This window comes from Leptolyngbya sp. CALU 1928, from assembly GCF_056784215.1.
In genome coordinates this window covers 1,010,855-1,028,693 of sequence record NZ_JBXBCE010000001.1, presented here as the reverse complement: position 1 = coordinate 1,028,693, position 17,839 = coordinate 1,010,855, and the positions used below count along the sequence as shown (strand labels likewise).

The window sequence follows — 17,839 nt, the reverse complement described above, 5'->3', positions numbered from 1 at the left end:
GAGAAGAAGATGCGATCGCGCTTTTCCCTCATCCCTTGATGCTATTAGTCGTTTTCGTCCATTTCATCTCTAGAAATGGATTCATAAGTGGGTCGAGAGGGCGCTCGTCGAGTACTTACATCTGCCATCAGATCTACCTCAGAATCACGACTGGTGCCGTCTTCGCGAGTATCTAGCTTATGCACCGCCACATCTAAACAAAGGGATTGAAGTTCACGCATCAGTACTTTGAAAGACTCTGGAGTACCCGGTCGAGGAATCGCTTTGCCTTTGACGATCGCATTTAGCGCTTCATTGCGTCCCTGCATATCGTCGGACTTGACAGTGAGCAACTCTTGCAGAATGTAAGCGGCTCCAAACGCTTCCAACGCCCACACTTCCATCTCTCCAAACCTTTGACCGCCCTGTTGCGCTTTGCCCCCCAGAGGCTGCTGCGTCACCAGAGAGTAAGGTCCAGTGGAACGAGCGTGAATCTTGTCATCCACTAGGTGAACCAGTTTCAACATATACGCTACGCCGACTGTGACTGCCCGATCAAAGGGTTCTCCAGTGCGACCATCATAGGTTTGGATTTTACCGGGATCTTCAGGATTAAATACCCAGTCTTCCCCTCTGTAATCCGACCCTTCTTGGAGTTTGGAATGTACGGTTTCACGCGATTTTTCTTCCCCGTGCATTTCATCGAAGGGAATCACTTTGAAGCGGACACCCAAGTTTTCTGCTGCCCAACCGAGCAGGCATTCGTAAACTTGACCAACGTTCATCCGCGAAGGTACACCTAGAGGATTTAGCACAATGTCAATCGGCGTGCCATCGGGGAGGTAAGGCATATCTTCGATCGGCAGAATCCGGGAAATGATCCCTTTATTGCCATGCCGACCCGCCATCTTATCGCCCACTTGGATCTTACGTTTTTGAGCCACATAGACGCGAACGACCATGTTTGCACCCGGAGGCAGTTCGTCTCCTTGCTCCCGTGTAAACACCCGTACATCCACAACGCGACCTTTTTCACCGTTAGGAACCCGCAGAGAGTTATCCCGCACATCTCTGGCTTTTTCGCCGAAAATTGCCCGCAGTAGTTTTTCTTCCGGCGGCTGATCCGATTCCCCTTTAGGGGTCACTTTGCCCACCAGAATGTCGCTTTGCTGAACCCAAGCACCGATGCGAATAATGCCAGTTTCATCTAATTGACGCAGAGCGTCTTCGCCCACGTTAGGAATTTCACGGGTGATTTCTTCGGGTCCTAGCTTCGTTTGACGCGCTTCAATCTCATACTTTTCAATATGGATCGAGGTGTAGATGTCGTTGAAGACTAAGCGCTCACTGATCAGGATCGCATCTTCGTAGTTGTAGCCTTCCCAAGGCATATAGGCAACGAGGATGTTTTGTCCCAGCGCCAATTCACCTGATTCGGTTGCGGAACCGTCTGCCAAAATTTGTCCGGCAATCACGCGATCGCCCAGAAACACGATGGGTCGCTGGTTCAAGCAAGTATCTTGGTTAGACCGCTGATATTTCTGCACTTGGTACTCAATCTCTCGACCGTGGGGATCGCGAACCCGAATGCGATCGGCTGAGACAAAGATCACTTCTCCATCCGTTCGACTGACAATCACCATGCCAGAGTCTCTAGCGGCTTGAGCTTCTAAACCCGTTCCGACTAACGGACGCTCAGGACGCAATAAGGGGACTGCTTGCCGCTGCATGTTTGATCCCATCAGCGCTCGGTTAGCATCATCATGTTCCAAAAAGGGAATTAATGAGGTGGCAACTGAGATGATTTGTACTGGAGAGACCGCAACATAATCAATTTCGTCAGGCGTGGCTGTCGTGAACTCTTGACGATACCGAATCGGAACTTCGTCGCCTAGAATTAGACCCGTCTCATCCATTGGCACATCGCCCGCTGCAACGCGCAGATCATCTTCCTCGTCCGCTGTCATATATGCGGCTGCGATGTCTTGGCAAACTCGCCCGTTCTCAACTTTGCAAAAGGGCGTTTCGATAAACCCGTAAGCATTGACCCGCGCATGGGTTGCCAAAGAACCAATCAAGCCAGCATTGGGACCTTCAGGCGTTTCAATCGGGCAAATACGCCCATAGTGAGACGGATGAATATCTCGAACTGCAAATCCAGCACGCTCACGGGTTAAGCCGCCTGGACCAAGGGCACTCAAACGACGTTTATGAGTCAATTCCGCTAAGGGGTTGGTTTGATCCATAAACTGTGAGAGTTGAGAGGAACCAAAAAATTCCTTAATTGCTGCCACTAATGGTTTCGGATTGACTAGGGATGCCGGGGTAAGTGAATCTGCGTCGGAAACCGTCATACGTTCCCGAATAATCCGCTCTAAGCGGTTTAATCCAACCCGCACTTGGTTCTGTAGGAGTTCGCCCACTGACCGAACTCGTCGATTGCCAAGGTGATCAATATCGTCAATACTGCCGATGTCAAATTCTAGATTGATCAGATAGTCGATCGCCGACAAAATATCCTGTGGTGTTAATACCCGCATCACTTCAGGCACATTCAAACGCAGCTTGCGATTCAGCTTATAGCGCCCTACTTTGCCCAAGTCATAACGCTTCGGATCGAAGAATCGAGAGTCAAGTAATTGCTGACCGCCGGAAACCGTGGGAGGCTCACCGGGACGCAACTTCCGATACAATTCCATGAGGGCTTCTTCTTCGCCGTATTGCCCTTCTTTGTCGATCGTTTTTTGAAAATATTCAGGATGGCGTAAGGAATCAAAAATTTCACCATCGCTCAAACCCAGGGCTTTCAGAAGTACCTGTGCAGAGAGTTTACGGGTTTTATCGATGCGAACCCAGACCAAATCATTTTTGTCTGTTTCAAACTTTAGCCAAGCACCTCGGTTAGGAATCAGACTGGCGTTGTAGGTGCGTCGTCCGTTTTTGTCTGTTTCAGATTTATAGTAAACCCCAGGGCTACGCACAATCTGGTTGACAATAACTCGTTCTGCCCCGTTGATGATGAAGGTGCCGCGATCTGTCATCAATGGCAAATCGCCAATAAATACTTCTTGTTCCTTAATTTCCCCAGTTTCTTTATTGATTAACCGAGTAGGAACATACATTTGAACGGCGTAGGTGCTGTCCCGTCTTTTCGCCTCATCAACATCATACTTGGGTCGTTTTAGCTTATAGTCCTTACCAACAAAGTGAAGCTCTAACTTTCCGGTGTAATCTGTAATGGGGGAGAAGCTGTCTAATTCTTCAATTAAACCTTCTTCAAGAAACCAGCGGAAGCTTTCCCGCTGAATTTCAACCAAATCAGGCAGGGTGAAAGCGGGTGTGGTGTATTCAGTCATGCGTTGTCTTCAGAAGGGGTATGCCCAGCGCGAGTGATGGATTATAGATGATTGCTCACCAAAAAGTCAATAAACAATATGAATTGAGCTACTCATAACGAGTAGCTCTTTAACGACCAGAGCTAGGAAAACCAAAGATGTAGATACTCAAATGCCTAAGGAATTCTGAAGCTGCCACAAAGTTCATAGTGATTAGACCGCTGACTTGTAGAAACTGTCTGTCTGTGAAGCTGAATACGGCTGTAGGGCTAAGCTCATCTAAAAACTAGGTGATGCAAATACGGGAATATTTAAGAGACGATGGGTCGTGACCACCCAATGTCGAGGTTGTTTCAAGGGTTTCCCACTGTTGATATATTAATATTTCCTTTCATTATGCCTCGATTTTGCAAAAAATGGGAGTTGAGTAGCAAAAATATGTAATGTCGTCAACCGAGTAAAGCGAAGATTGCCAGGATTCGGTAAAAAGCTTGAATTTAGCTTGCCAAATCGACTAAAGGGGGTAGACGAAATAGTTGATGAGCGTTGTGAGTTGTTTGGGTTGCAAGCTGATCAACTGAAATATTGCGTAACAGAGCAACTCTCTCAGCAACATGCCGAACGTTTGCAGGTTCATTCCGCTTGCCCCGGTGAGGGACAGGTGCTAAGAAAGGACAATCAGTTTCAATGAGTAAGCGATCGCTGGGCACCATTTGAGCAGACTCATGAATTTGAGTCGCTTTTTTAAAGGTGACCGTGCCGCTAAAGCTAATAAAGAAACCTAAGTCTAAAAACCGTTGAGTTTCTTCTGGCGTTCCTCCCCAGCAATGCATTACGCCCCGAACGGAACCGTGCTGCTCCCAAAAGTTGCGGAGATGGTCAGCCATCACTACTGCTGCATCGCGGCAGTGAATGATAACTGGTAAATCTAGCCGCTGAGCGATCGCCAACTGTTGGTCTAACGCTTGGAGTTGCCGCTCTGAATTCTGCGCCTTGAAAAAATCTAGACCCGTCTCGCCAATTGCCACCACTCGTCTATCAGAGCTTGCTAACTGAAAAATTTCGCTAGCTATCTGGTCAGTCCACTTATCTTCTACATCTAAAGGATGCAAGCCAACTGCAAAAAACACTTCAGGAAAGCGATCTGCGATTGCTTGAATCCCCTTAAACTCTGACGGTTCCACGCAAGAGTGGATAAGATGAACAATGTTGGCTTCTCGCCAACGCTTGGCTACCTCGTCCAAATCTTGCTGAAACGCCTCAAAATTAATATGAACATGAGTGTCAACAAGTTGCATTTAGAAGACAATCAAATGGATCGACGCTAGTTTCGATGTAGGTTTAAGCTGAGAGAACCAATTAAATAGTTCAGAAATTCAAGTAGCGTTAACCTGCAAGTTCGCTTTGGCTACAAGTAAGTAAAACTTCCAGACTTTATTGATTTCAAGACTCTGTTGATTGCTTGGGTTCAAGACCTTTAACTGCCCGCATCAAGCTAGATTTTTTACGGGCTGCCGTATTCGAGTGCAATGCGCCTCTTTTGACAGCCTTGTCAATATGACTGTAGGCAGAGGCTAAACTTGCCTGAACTTCTTGCTCAGATGCAGGCGTTGGGCTGGCAGCATGACTACTCACAGCAGCAAAGCATTTTTTCACGAATGTCTTAACAGAAGACTTATAGCTTTTGTTCCGAAGCCGATTGCGCTCAGCGATTTCTACGCGCTTAATGGCAGACTTGATGTTAGCCACAGTAAATCCTAAAAACTCTACTACCTATCGAAACATTATCAGAAGAATCTGACAAATACTCGAAGAATAACTATAACATCTCCTGTGTTCAACCGCCCAATCTCCTAAAAATCCAGGTTAAGCTAGAGTAACGAGGATGGGCGCATCCACTTTCTGACTGAATGAGTAAGAACTTTCAGAAATCTGTTCTCGTCAGACAACTTTTTAAGATGGCATTCCGACTTCCATGCTGCGAATTATTACTCAGCGAACCGAGGCACGATCTGAACTACGGCGTATCTGTGACCGCACCCACGATGACCAAGTTACTCATAAAGAGTCAACGGTGCGGGAAGTGCTTCAAGCAGTGAAACGTCAGGGCGATCGCGCCCTGTTACATTACACCTTAGAGTTCGATCGTCGGGATCTAAAATCTGACGACTTGCGGGTTAGCGGCTCAGAACTAGATGCTGCTTATCAACAGGTTTCTAAAGAATTGCTAGATGCCATTCAGCTTGCGTGTCGGCAAGTTGAAGCATTTCATCGCCAGCGGATTCCAAAAAGCTGGGTTCATTTTGGTGAGAATGAAGTGGTGCTAGGAAAGCGGTACACCCCGGTCGATCTCGCAGGTATTTATGTTCCGGGTGGGCAGGCTTCCTACCCCAGCACGGTGATTATGAATGCGATTCCGGCAAAAGTGGCGAAGGTTCCTCGTATTGTCATGGTGACTCCTCCTGGTGGAGAGACTGGCATTAGTCCAGCCGTTTTAGTTGCAGCCCAAGAAGCAGGAGTTGAGGAAATTTATCGTGTAGGCGGGGCACAGGCGATCGCGGCGCTTGCCTATGGAACCGAAACGATTCCAAAAGTGGATGTGATCACTGGACCCGGTAATATTTACGTCACCTTGGCGAAAAAACTGGTTTATGGCACCGTGGGGATCGATTCTCTCGCCGGTCCATCCGAAGTATTGATCATCGCCGATAAGAGCGCCAATCCGGTCTATGTGGCGGCAGATATGCTGGCGCAAGCTGAGCATGACCAAATGGCAGCTTCTATTCTATTAACTGATGATTCGGTGCTGGCGCGAAAAGTTGTGGATGAAGTGGAACGGCAGTTAGTCGATCATCCGCGTCGTCTTTTGACAGAAAAAGCGATCGCCCATTATGGCTTGGTCGTAGTGGTGGAATCCTTAGATGTAGCGGCAGAACTGTCTAATGAGTTTGCCCCAGAACATTTAGAACTGGAAGTGGTTGATCCCTGGGGCTTGCTTGATAAAATTCGTCACGCTGGCGCAATTTTCTTAGGATCTTCTACTCCAGAAGCCGTTGGGGATTACCTAGCAGGTCCGAATCATACCCTGCCCACTTCTGGGGCGGCTCGGTATGCCTCTGCTTTGAGCGTGGAAACGTTCCTGAAACATTCCAGCCTAGTGCAATATTCACAAACAGCGCTGGAAAAAGTTGCCGGGGCGATCGACGCGTTGGCAACGGCAGAAGGGCTACATTCCCATGCTGAATCAGTTCGCTTGCGGATGCGTGGCAACCAGGAATTGCCCTAGACGTACCAGGCTAATGGTTTGTCCTAAGTTGAGCGGCAGCAGAGAAACTCCCTCAATCCGAGACTGCACCCAACCTTCGCCCCAGTGCCATTCATGAAAGCCATCAATGCCTTGGCTTAACAGCAGTCGTAGGCTGTTAGATTCCAATTGAGCAACCTGATGCTGCACTGCCACGGGACCCAACCAACTTGTAAACGTTAATCCTTCAATGAGTTCTTCTGGCAAACCCACAGAGAGCCGCTGTGGAAAAAGCCATTTTTGCAGATTTGCCGTGTGCAACAATCCTTGCCGTAACGCCTGTTCGCTGGCAGGAATTTCGATGCGGAGGCTGCTGTGTTGAAAAGTGCCAAACATAAGAAATTTTAACAAAAGGCTTATGCCTTCAGTATGCCAGATGCTTCTTCATTCAAGGGTTGAGAAGTTCTGAGAATCTAGAAATTCTCAGAACCGCGGCTATTTTTTTGGGAAAAATCTAGAGGGTGGTTGAAGTAAAAAGTAGCCCAATTACCAATCCCAAAAAATCGTTATGAAAGCACTTCACCTTCTGTTTTCTGCCTTTGCTGCAATTGCAACCACTAGCATTGCTTCACCTTCGTTTGCGCGCCCTGCCACGCTGGTTGCTCAAGAGTCTGGCAGTCAGATTAATGTACGCTCTTCACCTACGATCGCGTCTGCTCGTGCTCATTATGGTTTGGCAGGCGATCGCGTCGAGGTGACACGCTCCATGCTGGGAAGCGATCGCGCAATGTGGAACTATGTGCAATTTTCTTCGGGTGCTAAGGGTTGGGTGCGCGGCGATTTTGTTCGATATAGCGAAGGCATGGCGGAGTATGGTGTGTTGGCAGGAAACGTGGGAGATCGCATCAATGTTCGAGCTAATCCATCCACTTCAGCTACCTCTCCTCACTACGGAGTGCAAGGCGATGTGGTGCAACTGCTAAACCAAAAAAATACCAATGACGGCTACGTTTGGCACTTTGTCCAGTTTCCCTCTGGCGCTCAAGGCTGGGTACGCAGCGACCTAATTAGCCGCATGGATGAAGGCGGCTGTTAATTCGGCTTAGCTCTGTTTCTCAAAAAACATATTTTGAATTTGAGGATGCAACCCAATTTGAGGATGCATCCTCTTTAAGGTTTAAACCTAAGTTATAAAAACGTTCTTTGATTCTGTTGATTGCCGGAAAACTTGGGAACTCTAACGTAGAGATTGAAAAGATTAAGCACTTAACTTCGTTTATAACCCTAGATGGCAGCGAAAAATATTAGCGACATAGGAGTGCGTATGCCTCAGACAATCCTGAACAAATTAATACAGGATGAAATTGCTTTACTTGCAGAGACGCATGGAATAAGTGCGGATGTACTTGAGAAGTTTGCAGGTTTTACTATTGAAAATTTCAAAAAGAAAGACCCCAAGCTAAAGCCCATAAAGCCGCTCACTGGCAAGCAACTTAAAGAATCGGTCTTTAACCACTTTGATGTAAAAGACGCAAAAGAACTCAAAAAATCGAGTGGCTTTCAACTGGCTACATCCAGTATAGAAAACCTTGACTTAAGAAAGAATGCAGGTTGGGAGATGCTGTACCGCAAGTTTATTGATGTTCTACCCAATGAAGCTAATGAAGAAGGGCATGGCTGCATCAATGGAATCAACATCTTTAAATACGATATGCCTTGGCGAGCCTTTGGATTAGATCCAAAAACTTCTACCACTGAAGATATCAAATCTGCCTATCACCAACTGAGTAAGATTTATCACCCAGATAACTCATCTACAGGGGATGCAGAAATATTCAATCGCTTGACTGTTTTTTATAAAAGTCTCACCCAAAAGTTTTAGCCATGGCAAAAGTTTATATCACTAGTAAAGACCTAATTAAGACACTCAACATCACAGATCAAGATTTGATTGATCTTGAAACATTCTTTGATGCCGATGCCGATGATGAGTGGGAATTGCTTGAAGGAAAAGACTATAAGGTCGTTATTGCATCCACGGGTCTGCGGGAATATACGGAATCGGGAGCCTATGCCATTGCCCGTTATCTAGAAGCAACTAAAAAGCCAGGATTTTGGGATCTTCTCAGCGAGTGGATTTTTCACACTAAAGCAAAGATCCGTCAAAGCTTTATTAGACGTAAAATTCTAGAAAATTCATCGTCTTTAGTGAAGCGAAACAATAGATTTTGGATTTCGCGCTCTGACGCGGTGGCAATTTTTGGAACTCGGTCTGACTACCTTACAAAAATGGCTGAACATACTCAGAAGACAAAGTTTCCGCTTATCGAAGGTCAAGACTCTGAGAACTTTATTGATGATGGACTCTATTTCTCACTAGAAGGAATTGCTAAGCTTGCTCAAGCTTTTCATGAATGCCAAACAAAGAAAAATCGTAAGGAAGAATGCAAAGAGGTTGGTGAAGTAATCAAACCTCAGATTGAGGATATTGTTGAGCAGATTAAAAACCGAGAAAAAAGAATTTCCTCTGCAATGACAAGAGCAAAGAAACGCGATAGAAGCACTTGCCGTCTAACTAGACAGAAAAATAATAGAGTTAATCAGCTAAAGCTATCGGCTCATCATTTATATTCTCAAAATGAGTATCCACTCCTTGCGGATATGGAAGACAACCTAATTACGTTAGCGTGTGAAGTCCATGATCAATTTCACATCAATTACATGGGTGGATGCCAAAAGCCTTGTACGATTGATGACTTTATTGATTTCGTTCAAAAATACTATTCTGATCAAATAGACACGCTAAATTGGCTGGAATACCAGAAGGAGAAACTCGGCAAGCAAGAGCCTGTTAGCAAACGCAAACCTCATGTTCTGTATCTTCCGTTTAGTAAAGTAAGTTAGCGGTTTTTGTAAGAAAATTTGAGTTAAAGCGTACAAATGCTCTTAACCATTCCGCATCGGTGGGGCTGAGTTTGGTGAGAATGGCGTGATAGTAGCGGTCTAGCCAATGCATTGGCGATCGCCCTATTAGCCAGCATTGATAATTGCATCAATGAGCTTATCTTTTCTCCAGTTTGAGTAACGCTTCAAACCCTTTCGTTTAGCAATAGGCTTGAGCTTACTTATGGGCATTAGATTAAGCTCTTCTCTTGAGTAGGAAGACGGTTCTACTAATGTTGTCTGTTCAGATATAGCCAAGTCTGTTTTTTCTTGAAGTTGGTTTGTAATGGCTGATTGAAGTTGGTCAATTTTGGCAAAAAGTTCGTCTAGTTTATTTTCTAACTTACTCTCAATGGATGCCTCAAATTGTTTTAGCGATCGCTCAATTTGTTTGACTGAAACAAGAACAAAAGCCTCACTTTTCCCTGCAAGTAGCTCCATTTCTTGTTGAGCAATTTGAGCTTCTTCATCGGTCATATCAAAGACCCAAACCCACAATTTTTCGATTCCAATTTCTTTGGCAACTAAGTACCAATCTACTCCATAAACTACCTCATATTCTTCTTCTTCGCTGTACGCTTTCGTGCGGCGAACAATCAGCGAAACTAAGTTTGTTCCTTGCTGAGCTAAGCTGTGGCTAATTGCCTCAAACCTTTCAGGATCAATTTTTGTGGATGTAGAAGGCGGCACTGCCATTTGAAAAGTATAAACCTGACCATGACTCGTCGATTTAATCTGTAGATACTCAACAATCTTCTTTTGCCGTTCTAGCTCATCCATTCTCAGCCATCTCTATTTGTTGTTTTGATCAAATGGTTTGCCAAATTTGTGTAGCAGTTAAAAGCATCCTGCGCCGCTTCTTTCTCTCGATGCCCTAATTCGTGATCAAATTCAGCAAAACAGATTGGGTAGCCTTTATTAGGAGTGGTAGAAATAATAGAAAGATTAGGAATCCAGCTACTTTCTGGAAAAACTTCAACGTTAGAACCACCCGGAATTTTCTGTAAAACCTTTTTAATTTCTGCGGTCATTGCTAAGGAAAGTTTAGTAGAAGCCCTGTTATACATACTGACAGTAATCCCCAAAATTGGAAGTGCTTCTTCTCTCAAATGATTAATTGCGATCGCTCTACCGACAACATATTCTAAAGCTCGAATGGGATATGAGGATAGTTGAGTTGGAATCAAAATGCCTGAAGATGCCATCAATGCAATACTATTCGCCTTGCCAAAAGAGGGCGGTGGATCAATCAGAATATAGTCATACTCGTCAACATACCTGTTTATTTTTTTAGCTAGAACTTGATCAATATCTGGAGTCATTATCAAAGTTGCCTCCATATCACTTAATCGAATATGAGAGGGAACAATATCTAAACTAATATCATCCCAATATTTTTTAATAATGACCTGTTCCAGAGTGACTCGTGGCTCAACCAACAGATGGGAAACATCTTTTCTTCCTCGTTTCTCTACATCGTCAAGCGGATCAATTCCTAGCCCTAGTGTTAGGTTTGCCTGTGGATCAACATCAATTAATAAAACCTTTTTCCCTAACTTGCTCAGTGCAGCAGCAACATTAATGGTAGTAGTAGTTTTACCCACTCCGCCCTTGTTGTTAAAGACAGTGATAATCTTTGTCTTAGCGATCGCTTTAGATTGAACAGGACTCCTGCTTATATCTCGCCCTATTTCAGGATCAAAATTTTCTTTACCTATGAGCAGTTTAGCTTGATCTGTTCCTAACAAAGCTTTAGAAATAATTGATAGGAATTTTGTTTTTATACTCAGTTGATTTCTTCTCATCTCTTTGGAGAAAATCAAAAGAGTTTTTTTACCCAAAATTTTGTAAAACAAATGGTCTTCTACAGTTAGATTAAGAGATAAATCCACCTTTGAATATTCAGCAAGCTTTGATATTTTGCCTTGGTGATTACATAGCAAGTAGAAGGTATATCCGTTTGTTAGAAGTCCTAAAACTGCTTCAGTTTTACGCATATACTCGTTAATTTGCCAAACAGAATTCTCCAGATTTTTTTTGGGTGATTTTGTTTCAATCACAAGATAGGCTGCACTGTAGTCTTTAGCCGCCTTGAAGCTAATCAAAAAATCGATTTTTGAATTATCAACTCCTACTTGAGTTTGCCAATCTTCATTGGAATATCCAAGTAGATGCAGCAAAGGGACAATAATCTTATGTTCTATGTCCGATTCGCTACTTTCAGGAGTAATGGTCGCTAAGAAATCTAAGCACGCTGAGTTAATCAAAATATCTCGTTATCAAAGTATCTTTTTAGGTTTGGGCTATGCCTCTTAACAAATAGGATTCCCCATCTAGAATGATTCACACAAAAGAAAAATAAACAAAACCAAAATTCACAGAAGTTTATCTGTAGGATAGGAAAAATGCCTAATGCTTCTTTTTTATAAGGTGCAAGTTTGCTTGAGCCAGTCGGCATCAGTGGGACGAAGGGTAGGGGCGAGTTTGGCGAGAATGGCGTGATAGTAGCGATCTAGCCAAGCGCGTTGGCGGGAATCGAGGCGGGTCAAGTCGATCAGGCGATTGTCGAAGGGAATGTAGGTGAGGGACTCGAAGCCATACCAAGGCGTTGTAGCTTTATCGGAGTCATCTTTCTTTTCCTGGGGGATTTCCACGATCGCATACAGATTTTCAATCCGAATGCCGCCCCAGCCGGGTTGATAGAAGCCCGGTTCAATGCTAGTGATCATGCCCGGTTCCAGAGTTTGGCTAACACGCTTGCTGATGCCGTTGGGGCCCTCATGCACATTGAGGAATGCGCCAACGCCGTGTCCGGTGCCATGTCCATAATCCAGTCCAGCATGCCACAAAGTTGATCGCGTAATCCCGTCTAGTTGTGCGCCTGTGGTGCCTTTCGGAAACTGCTGCATGGCGCAATTAATGTGTGCCTTCAGCACTTCGGTATAGCGTTCGATTTGCTCTGGGGTAGGAGTGCCAATAGCGAAAGTGCGAGTATCATCTGTGGTGCCAGCGGCATATTGAGCGCCAGAGTCTAGGAGTAGCAGTTCTCCTGACTGCAACACCTTTTGGGGATTGGGAGTGCCGTAGTGAACGATGGAACTATTGCTGCCACTGCCGGCGATCGTGTTGAAGCTCAACCCTTGAAAATCTGCTTCTTCCTTGTAAAAGCCCTCAATCGTGGCAGCAACATCAGCCTCAGTCAGGGGATTTCCGGTTTCAAGCTGATCGACCAACCATTTCATCGTCCGGGTTTTGGCACGACTGGCTTTCAGGTTTGCCTGCTGCATCTGGGCGATTTCGATCGCATTCTTACGCGCCTTCATTTCCTCAATCGGGTTTGCCATCTCCACAATTTTGCAGCGGGGTTGTCCCGGTGCGGGTTTCAAAATTTGGTAGGTGCCCATGGTGGTGTGTTGGGGAGCAATTAACACACGACTATTGAGTGTGAGCAGCGATCGCAGAGTGGGCACATAGTCGGCGTAGGGCAGCAGCGTCAGATATTGCGTAAGCTGCTGCTGCAAAGCGGGTTCAATCCGGTGTTCGTTCGTGAACAGAAACGCTTGCTCCCTCGTAATGATCGCGTAGGCAATGAACACCGGATTATAAGACACATCCCAACCGCGTAAGTTAAACAACCACGCAATTTGATCCAGTTTCGTCAGGGGTAAAATCTGGGCGTTTGCCTTTTCCATCTTTTCGCGGGTGCGCGCCAGCTTTGGGGCGATCGCTTCCCCGGTTTGCTCATCTGACAAGGCAAATAGCGGCGAATCGGCGTAGACAGGAAGGCTTTCGTTTGCCCAGGGAGTTTGAGATCGCACTTGATCCACGAGATTCGTGGCGATCGGCACCAGCACCACACCCCAAGATTCCACCTTTTTGTGAAACTCGCGAAACTGACTGATAGACAGCGTAAACGGGTCATAACCCAGTCGCAGTGCCTTCCCTGCTTTGGTCGCCTCTCGCCCCCACTCTTCCACCACTTCTTCTAAGGTTTTGTGGTCATCCAATCCCACTTTAGACACCTGAATTAGATCAGTATCCACTTCTAACCCGGCTTGCTCATAGTAGCGAGAATCGACAAACACCCACGCCTGAGTTTGCCCTACCAAAAAATCGCCGGATGATCCCGTAAAGCCGCTTGCCCACTTGCGCCGCTGCTTAATCTCTGGCAAGTATTCGTTCAAATGCTCGTCTGCTGAAGGAATTAGGTAGGCATCTAACGCATGATCGGCACAGTGCGATCGCAGTACCGCTAATTTTGCCGCAGTGTCAGTCGTTTGCAGTGGCGGTGGCATTAATTCGATAGGAGTCATAGGAGTAGTGCGTGAAGAATATTGGTAATCGCTCAACTCAAAGGGAATAGAGATTCCAGGGGATTCAGGGCAGCCAGGATAGATTCAAAAGCAGATAAACCCTGTCGTTTTCCCGGATTGACCACAGAACGCACCGCCGCAAAGAGATCTCTGCCCCAATCAAACGTCACTAACGCAGCGATGCGATGCCCAAACGAGCCGCCTGGTTCCATGCCTAGGGCAACTGCTGAAATCTGGTGTGCTCCACATTTAGGGTGACTACCACCATAGCGCTCTACTCTGGTCACCGTCGGCGCAATCGGCGGCATCTCGATTTTGACTATTTCTCTTCCGCAGCAGTAAAAAAAAGAGAAATCACTCTCCTCTTATCACTAAAGTGACTGAGGTTCCGCTTATCAAGTGCTTTCTGTAAGTTGACAGTATTTTAACTAAGCAGCGTTATCTAATTCAGCCGTCTTCACGGATAGCTGTTTACTCAAGTTGCCGCGTTGCACCTGGAGTTTAAGTGTTTGCCCAATTTGACTATTTTCCACTAGTTGCTGTAGCTGTTCAGCCGTTGCGATCGCGTTTCCATCAATATTCGTCACCACATCGCCTCGACGCAATCCTGCTTTTTCGGCTGGAGTATTTGGCAACACGCGCACCACAACAACGCCCTTGACTTCGGGCACCAAAAAGGCTGAATTGGGATCAGTATTATTCTGCTTCGCCAATTCCGGCGTGAGAGTCGTCATTTGCACACCTAAATAAGGATGGGTAATCCGTTCTCCCTTCGCCAAACGGATTTCAATATCCTTCGCCTTGTTGATTGGAATCGCAAAGCCAATCCCCATCGCATCCGCTCGAATTGCGGTATTAATGCCAATTACCTCGCCTTGATCATTCAGCAACGGACCACCAGAGTTGCCTGGGTTGATGGCAGCATCCGTTTGAATAAAATCTAAGCGTTTATCAGGAATCCCTACTTGAGCGCTAGAACGCTTCAGGGTGCTAACAATTCCTAACGTAACCGTGTTGTCTAACCCTAAAGGATTGCCAACTGCGATCGCCCAATCGCCTACCTGAATACTATCCGAATTGCCTAAAGGCGCAACTGGCAATGCTTTACCGTCAATTTTAACGACGGCTAAGTCAGTCACCTCATCAACCCCTTTGACTGTGCCATCAAAAACCCGCCCATCCTTCAGGGTCACGGTAACGCGATCGGCTTTGTCCACCACATGGGCATTGGTCAAAATCACCCCAGTTTGATCCACAATAAACCCCGATCCTTGCCCTCTCATCCGCTCTTCGCGAGGAATTTGTGAATAGTAATCGCCTCCAAAAAACTGGCGAAACAGAGGATCATCCATCATCGGGTCAGTGGAGCGTTGCCGCGTTACCGTGCGTTCCGTATCAATTCGCACCACAGAGTCACCGACCGCTTTAACTGCCGCCGCCACAAAGCTGCCCTGACTGACTTCTGCTTTGGGTAACACAACCGCCCGTACTGGTTTAAGGGGTGCGGGTTCCAAGCTTGCCGCAGAGGCACTAGGCAAGGTTTGGAAAATTAGTAGAACCGACATTCCAAAGGCGATCGCCGGATAGGCAAAACGACGCAGAAACTCAAAAAGGTTGACAACATGCATATCCCATACCTTCGACATTGCTCAAATTAAGAATCGGCAGCCCACTATTGAGCGCAAGCAAATACTGCCAAACCTTTTCATCATTTTGACAGGCTTAGAATGGTTCTATCCATTTCAAGGAGATACGGCTAAGTAGGGGTTACCGACCTAGGGAGGTTGTCTATGCGTTTGATAGAGGTTTTCTGCGCGATTTCCACGAATACCTAGGCTAAAATCGACAGATAACGTTCATTTTTTCCAATCTACATGACCACTTCCAACCTTCCTCACACCCATGACGTAGAAATTGAAGAGAGTGGTCATCAAGGGCATCCATCTAAAAGCCATCCCCATTTTCATACCGAAGAGTCACTGCGGAAAGTGGTCAATCGATTGTCTCGAATTGAGGGTCATATTCGCGGCATTAAAGCCATGGTACAAGAAAATCGTCCCTGCCCTGATGTGCTGGTGCAGGTGGCAGCGGTTCGCGGAGCCTTAGACCGAGTAGCACGGATTATTTTGGACGATCATTTGACCGAATGTATCGCCCGTGCCGCTCGTGACGGCAGTATTGAAACGGAAATTCAGGAGTTAAAGTCAGCCCTCGATCGCTTCTTGCTGTAATAAAACCCTTACAGAAAAAATTGCTCATTTAACCCCCGCAAATAGTTGGTCATAGGGTTGTGATGAAACCTCAGGTTTTGCCACAATTTCAACAACTTTATTGCGAGATGACGGGGAAAATAGGGCTTCTACACAGGTCTGAGCAACTTTTGTTCGAGGGATACTGCCTTCAAATAAAGTATCTGCGCCAGACATGACTACGCCATCTGCGTTATCCTCATTTTTTAAGCCGCCCGGTCGCACGATTGTGTAAGGGATTCCACTGGCTTGCAAGTACTCTTCTCCCTGTTTTTTCCAAACTAAAATCAGAAAAAATAAATTCAAAGGATGAAAAAACTGAGAGGTGCAGAGGGAAGACACCATGACGAATTGGTCAATGCCCTTGGCTTTAGCCGCATTCACTAAGTTTTTGGTGCCTTCATAATCAACGCGATAGGGACCTGTTGGATCGAACCCAGGACGAGCGCCTGTTGCAGATAGCACCACGGTACAATCAGCGATCGCGTTACTGAGTGTTTCTGGCTTTAGCACGTCTCCCACGACTAGTTCTACTTCCGCAGGCAAAATTGAGCGGGCGGATTCTAATTCGCGCACCAACGCTCGGACTGGAATTTGCCGCTCAAGAAGCTCTAACACAATTCTGCGCCCAGTCTCACCTGTTGCCCCCGCCACAAACGCTTTCATAAATAGACCCTCAACTAAAGTGATATGTTACTGATTTATTGCAGCAATGATTGGCTTTACTTTTTACACTACTTTTTAAGTATTGATGCTACTGGTAATCGGGTTTATAGCTAAGTGCCCCAAAAGAATCTGCTGGCACAAAGAAAGTTTAAATCGCCTCACCAATTTCTGCTAGCTATGTTTAAGATAGTGTTTCATTGACTCGATAGAAATCCTGCTTATGAGGGAACTCTAAGAAAAGTTGTTCATCAGTACTTAGGAATTCAAAGCGAATGCAGTCATATCCTTATACCGAACAACCTGCTGAAGTGCCCAATGGCGTAATCCACACTGCGTCAGTTCAACCAAACACGGACTATTCAGTTTCAGTTACAAAGGATGCTGCTCAGCTTGTGAATGAGCCAATTCGTTTTAATAGCCAGTTTAAAGATCGGATGGAACTGTGCGCTGATGCGCCCACGGTTGCCCACTACTTGGATCAGCATCATGAATGGTTTCGTCGATGCGCCGATCCTATGAAAGTTGAGCCAATCGGCACTAACAGCTACGCCTTATTAATTGGTCGCTTTGGTTCGTTTGGCTATGAGGTAGAACCCAAGATTGGGCTAGATTTGCTGCCTCCGCAAGCAGGCATTTATCGGATTGTGACCGTGCCTGTGCCCGGATACAGTGCGGAGGGATACGAGGTTGATTTTCAGGCAGCGATGGAGCTTGTGGAAGTGCCGTTTGAGGGTGAGGCTCGCTGCGATCGCGGAGTCGCTCCGGTGATTACCTGTGTTCAATGGCAGTTAGATTTGACGGTAATGATTCAGTTTCCTCGATTTATTCATGCGTTACCAAAAGCGCTGATTCAAAATACAGGCGATCGCCTGTTGAGCCAAATTGTTCATCAAGTTTCCACGCGGCTAACTCGCAAAGTGTTAGAAGATTTTCACCAAACCCATGGGCTTGCCATTCCAAAGCGCTCCAGTCGCTGGCTTTTTCATAAGTCGGAGATGAATTCAGATCGCAAGTCTACAAAAGAATAAGGTGGCTAAGTCGCTGGCGATCGATGAAAAATTGTTAGATTGAAGCTGCTGTTCTAATACAATGGCACTATTCTTTGCGGGT

General features: G+C 46.0%; 16 protein-coding genes. 6 read left to right on the top strand and 10 right to left on the bottom strand.

Annotation, left to right across the window (positions count from 1 at the left end):
- Positions 1–44 precede the first annotated feature (44 nt).
- From rpoB to rpsT, 3 genes are all read right to left on the bottom strand, one after another.
- Entirely contained in the window at positions 45–3,335 is a 3,291-nt protein-coding gene (gene rpoB / locus AC1S5B_RS04720; protein ID WP_482034549.1) for a DNA-directed RNA polymerase subunit beta, read from the bottom strand.
- A 476-nt stretch (positions 3,336–3,811) separates the two neighbouring features.
- Positions 3,812–4,612, bottom strand: a complete 801-nt coding sequence (locus AC1S5B_RS04715) for a TatD family hydrolase (RefSeq protein ID WP_482034548.1) — start codon at positions 4,610–4,612, stop codon at positions 3,812–3,814.
- A gap of 145 nt (positions 4,613–4,757) precedes the next feature.
- Positions 4,758–5,063 (bottom strand): 30S ribosomal protein S20, encoded by a 306-nt coding sequence (gene rpsT, locus AC1S5B_RS04710; RefSeq protein WP_482034547.1) that lies wholly within the window; start codon positions 5,061–5,063, stop codon positions 4,758–4,760.
- 226 nt (positions 5,064–5,289) lie between these two features.
- On the opposite strand from rpsT, the gene hisD reads away from it, so the two are divergent.
- The gene (hisD, locus tag AC1S5B_RS04705) at positions 5,290–6,600 is read left to right on the top strand and encodes a histidinol dehydrogenase (protein WP_482034546.1); all 1,311 of its coding nucleotides are present in this window, start codon (positions 5,290–5,292) and stop codon (positions 6,598–6,600) included.
- Here the strand turns inward: hisD and AC1S5B_RS04700 are convergent.
- On the bottom strand, positions 6,559–6,954 hold the full coding sequence (locus AC1S5B_RS04700; protein ID WP_482034545.1) for a hypothetical protein: 396 nt from the start codon (positions 6,952–6,954) through the stop codon (positions 6,559–6,561). The genes hisD and AC1S5B_RS04700 overlap by 42 nt on opposite strands.
- 172 nt (positions 6,955–7,126) lie before the next feature.
- Between AC1S5B_RS04700 and AC1S5B_RS04695 the strand changes: the two genes are divergently transcribed.
- The 3 genes from AC1S5B_RS04695 (at position 7,127) to AC1S5B_RS04685 (ending at position 9,462) form a co-directional block, all read left to right on the top strand.
- Positions 7,127–7,654, top strand: a complete 528-nt coding sequence (locus tag AC1S5B_RS04695) for an SH3 domain-containing protein (RefSeq protein ID WP_482034544.1) — start codon at positions 7,127–7,129, stop codon at positions 7,652–7,654.
- Positions 7,655–7,846: 192 nt separating this feature from the next.
- Entirely contained in the window at positions 7,847–8,440 is a 594-nt protein-coding gene (locus AC1S5B_RS04690; RefSeq protein ID WP_482034543.1) for a DnaJ domain-containing protein, read from the top strand.
- Between the two features lie 2 nt (positions 8,441–8,442).
- The gene (locus tag AC1S5B_RS04685; RefSeq protein WP_482034542.1) at positions 8,443–9,462 is read left to right on the top strand and encodes a Cas5 family CRISPR-associated protein; all 1,020 of its coding nucleotides are present in this window, start codon (positions 8,443–8,445) and stop codon (positions 9,460–9,462) included.
- Positions 9,463–9,588: 126 nt separating this feature from the next.
- Here AC1S5B_RS04685 and AC1S5B_RS04680 read toward each other — a convergent pair whose 3' ends face one another.
- From AC1S5B_RS04680 to AC1S5B_RS04660, 5 genes are all read right to left on the bottom strand, one after another.
- Positions 9,589–10,281 (bottom strand): Rho termination factor N-terminal domain-containing protein, encoded by a 693-nt coding sequence (locus AC1S5B_RS04680; RefSeq protein WP_482034541.1) that lies wholly within the window; start codon positions 10,279–10,281, stop codon positions 9,589–9,591.
- Positions 10,282–10,283: 2 nt separating this feature from the next.
- Positions 10,284–11,768, bottom strand: a complete 1,485-nt coding sequence (locus AC1S5B_RS04675; protein WP_482034540.1) for an AAA family ATPase — start codon at positions 11,766–11,768, stop codon at positions 10,284–10,286.
- 156 nt (positions 11,769–11,924) lie between these two features.
- The gene (locus tag AC1S5B_RS04670) at positions 11,925–13,814 is read right to left on the bottom strand and encodes a M24 family metallopeptidase (protein ID WP_482034539.1); all 1,890 of its coding nucleotides are present in this window, start codon (positions 13,812–13,814) and stop codon (positions 11,925–11,927) included.
- 32 nt (positions 13,815–13,846) lie between these two features.
- Positions 13,847–14,122: a hypothetical protein gene (locus AC1S5B_RS04665; RefSeq protein ID WP_482034538.1), complete on the bottom strand. Its 276-nt coding sequence runs from the start codon at positions 14,120–14,122 to the stop codon at positions 13,847–13,849.
- Positions 14,123–14,242: 120 nt separating this feature from the next.
- Entirely contained in the window at positions 14,243–15,460 is a 1,218-nt protein-coding gene (locus AC1S5B_RS04660) for an HhoA/HhoB/HtrA family serine endopeptidase (RefSeq protein ID WP_482034537.1), read from the bottom strand.
- Positions 15,461–15,688: 228 nt separating this feature from the next.
- Between AC1S5B_RS04660 and AC1S5B_RS04655 the strand changes: the two genes are divergently transcribed.
- Positions 15,689–16,045, top strand: coding sequence for a metal-sensing transcriptional repressor (locus AC1S5B_RS04655; protein ID WP_482034536.1), 357 nt, complete (start codon positions 15,689–15,691; stop codon positions 16,043–16,045).
- 24 nt (positions 16,046–16,069) lie between these two features.
- On the opposite strand, the gene AC1S5B_RS04650 is transcribed toward AC1S5B_RS04655, so the two are convergent.
- Entirely contained in the window at positions 16,070–16,729 is a 660-nt protein-coding gene (locus tag AC1S5B_RS04650; protein ID WP_482034535.1) for an SDR family oxidoreductase, read from the bottom strand.
- A gap of 272 nt (positions 16,730–17,001) precedes the next feature.
- Between AC1S5B_RS04650 and AC1S5B_RS04645 the strand changes: the two genes are divergently transcribed.
- Positions 17,002–17,757 (top strand): DUF1997 domain-containing protein, encoded by a 756-nt coding sequence (locus tag AC1S5B_RS04645; protein WP_482034534.1) that lies wholly within the window; start codon positions 17,002–17,004, stop codon positions 17,755–17,757.
- The last annotated feature ends 82 nt before the right edge of the window (positions 17,758–17,839 follow it).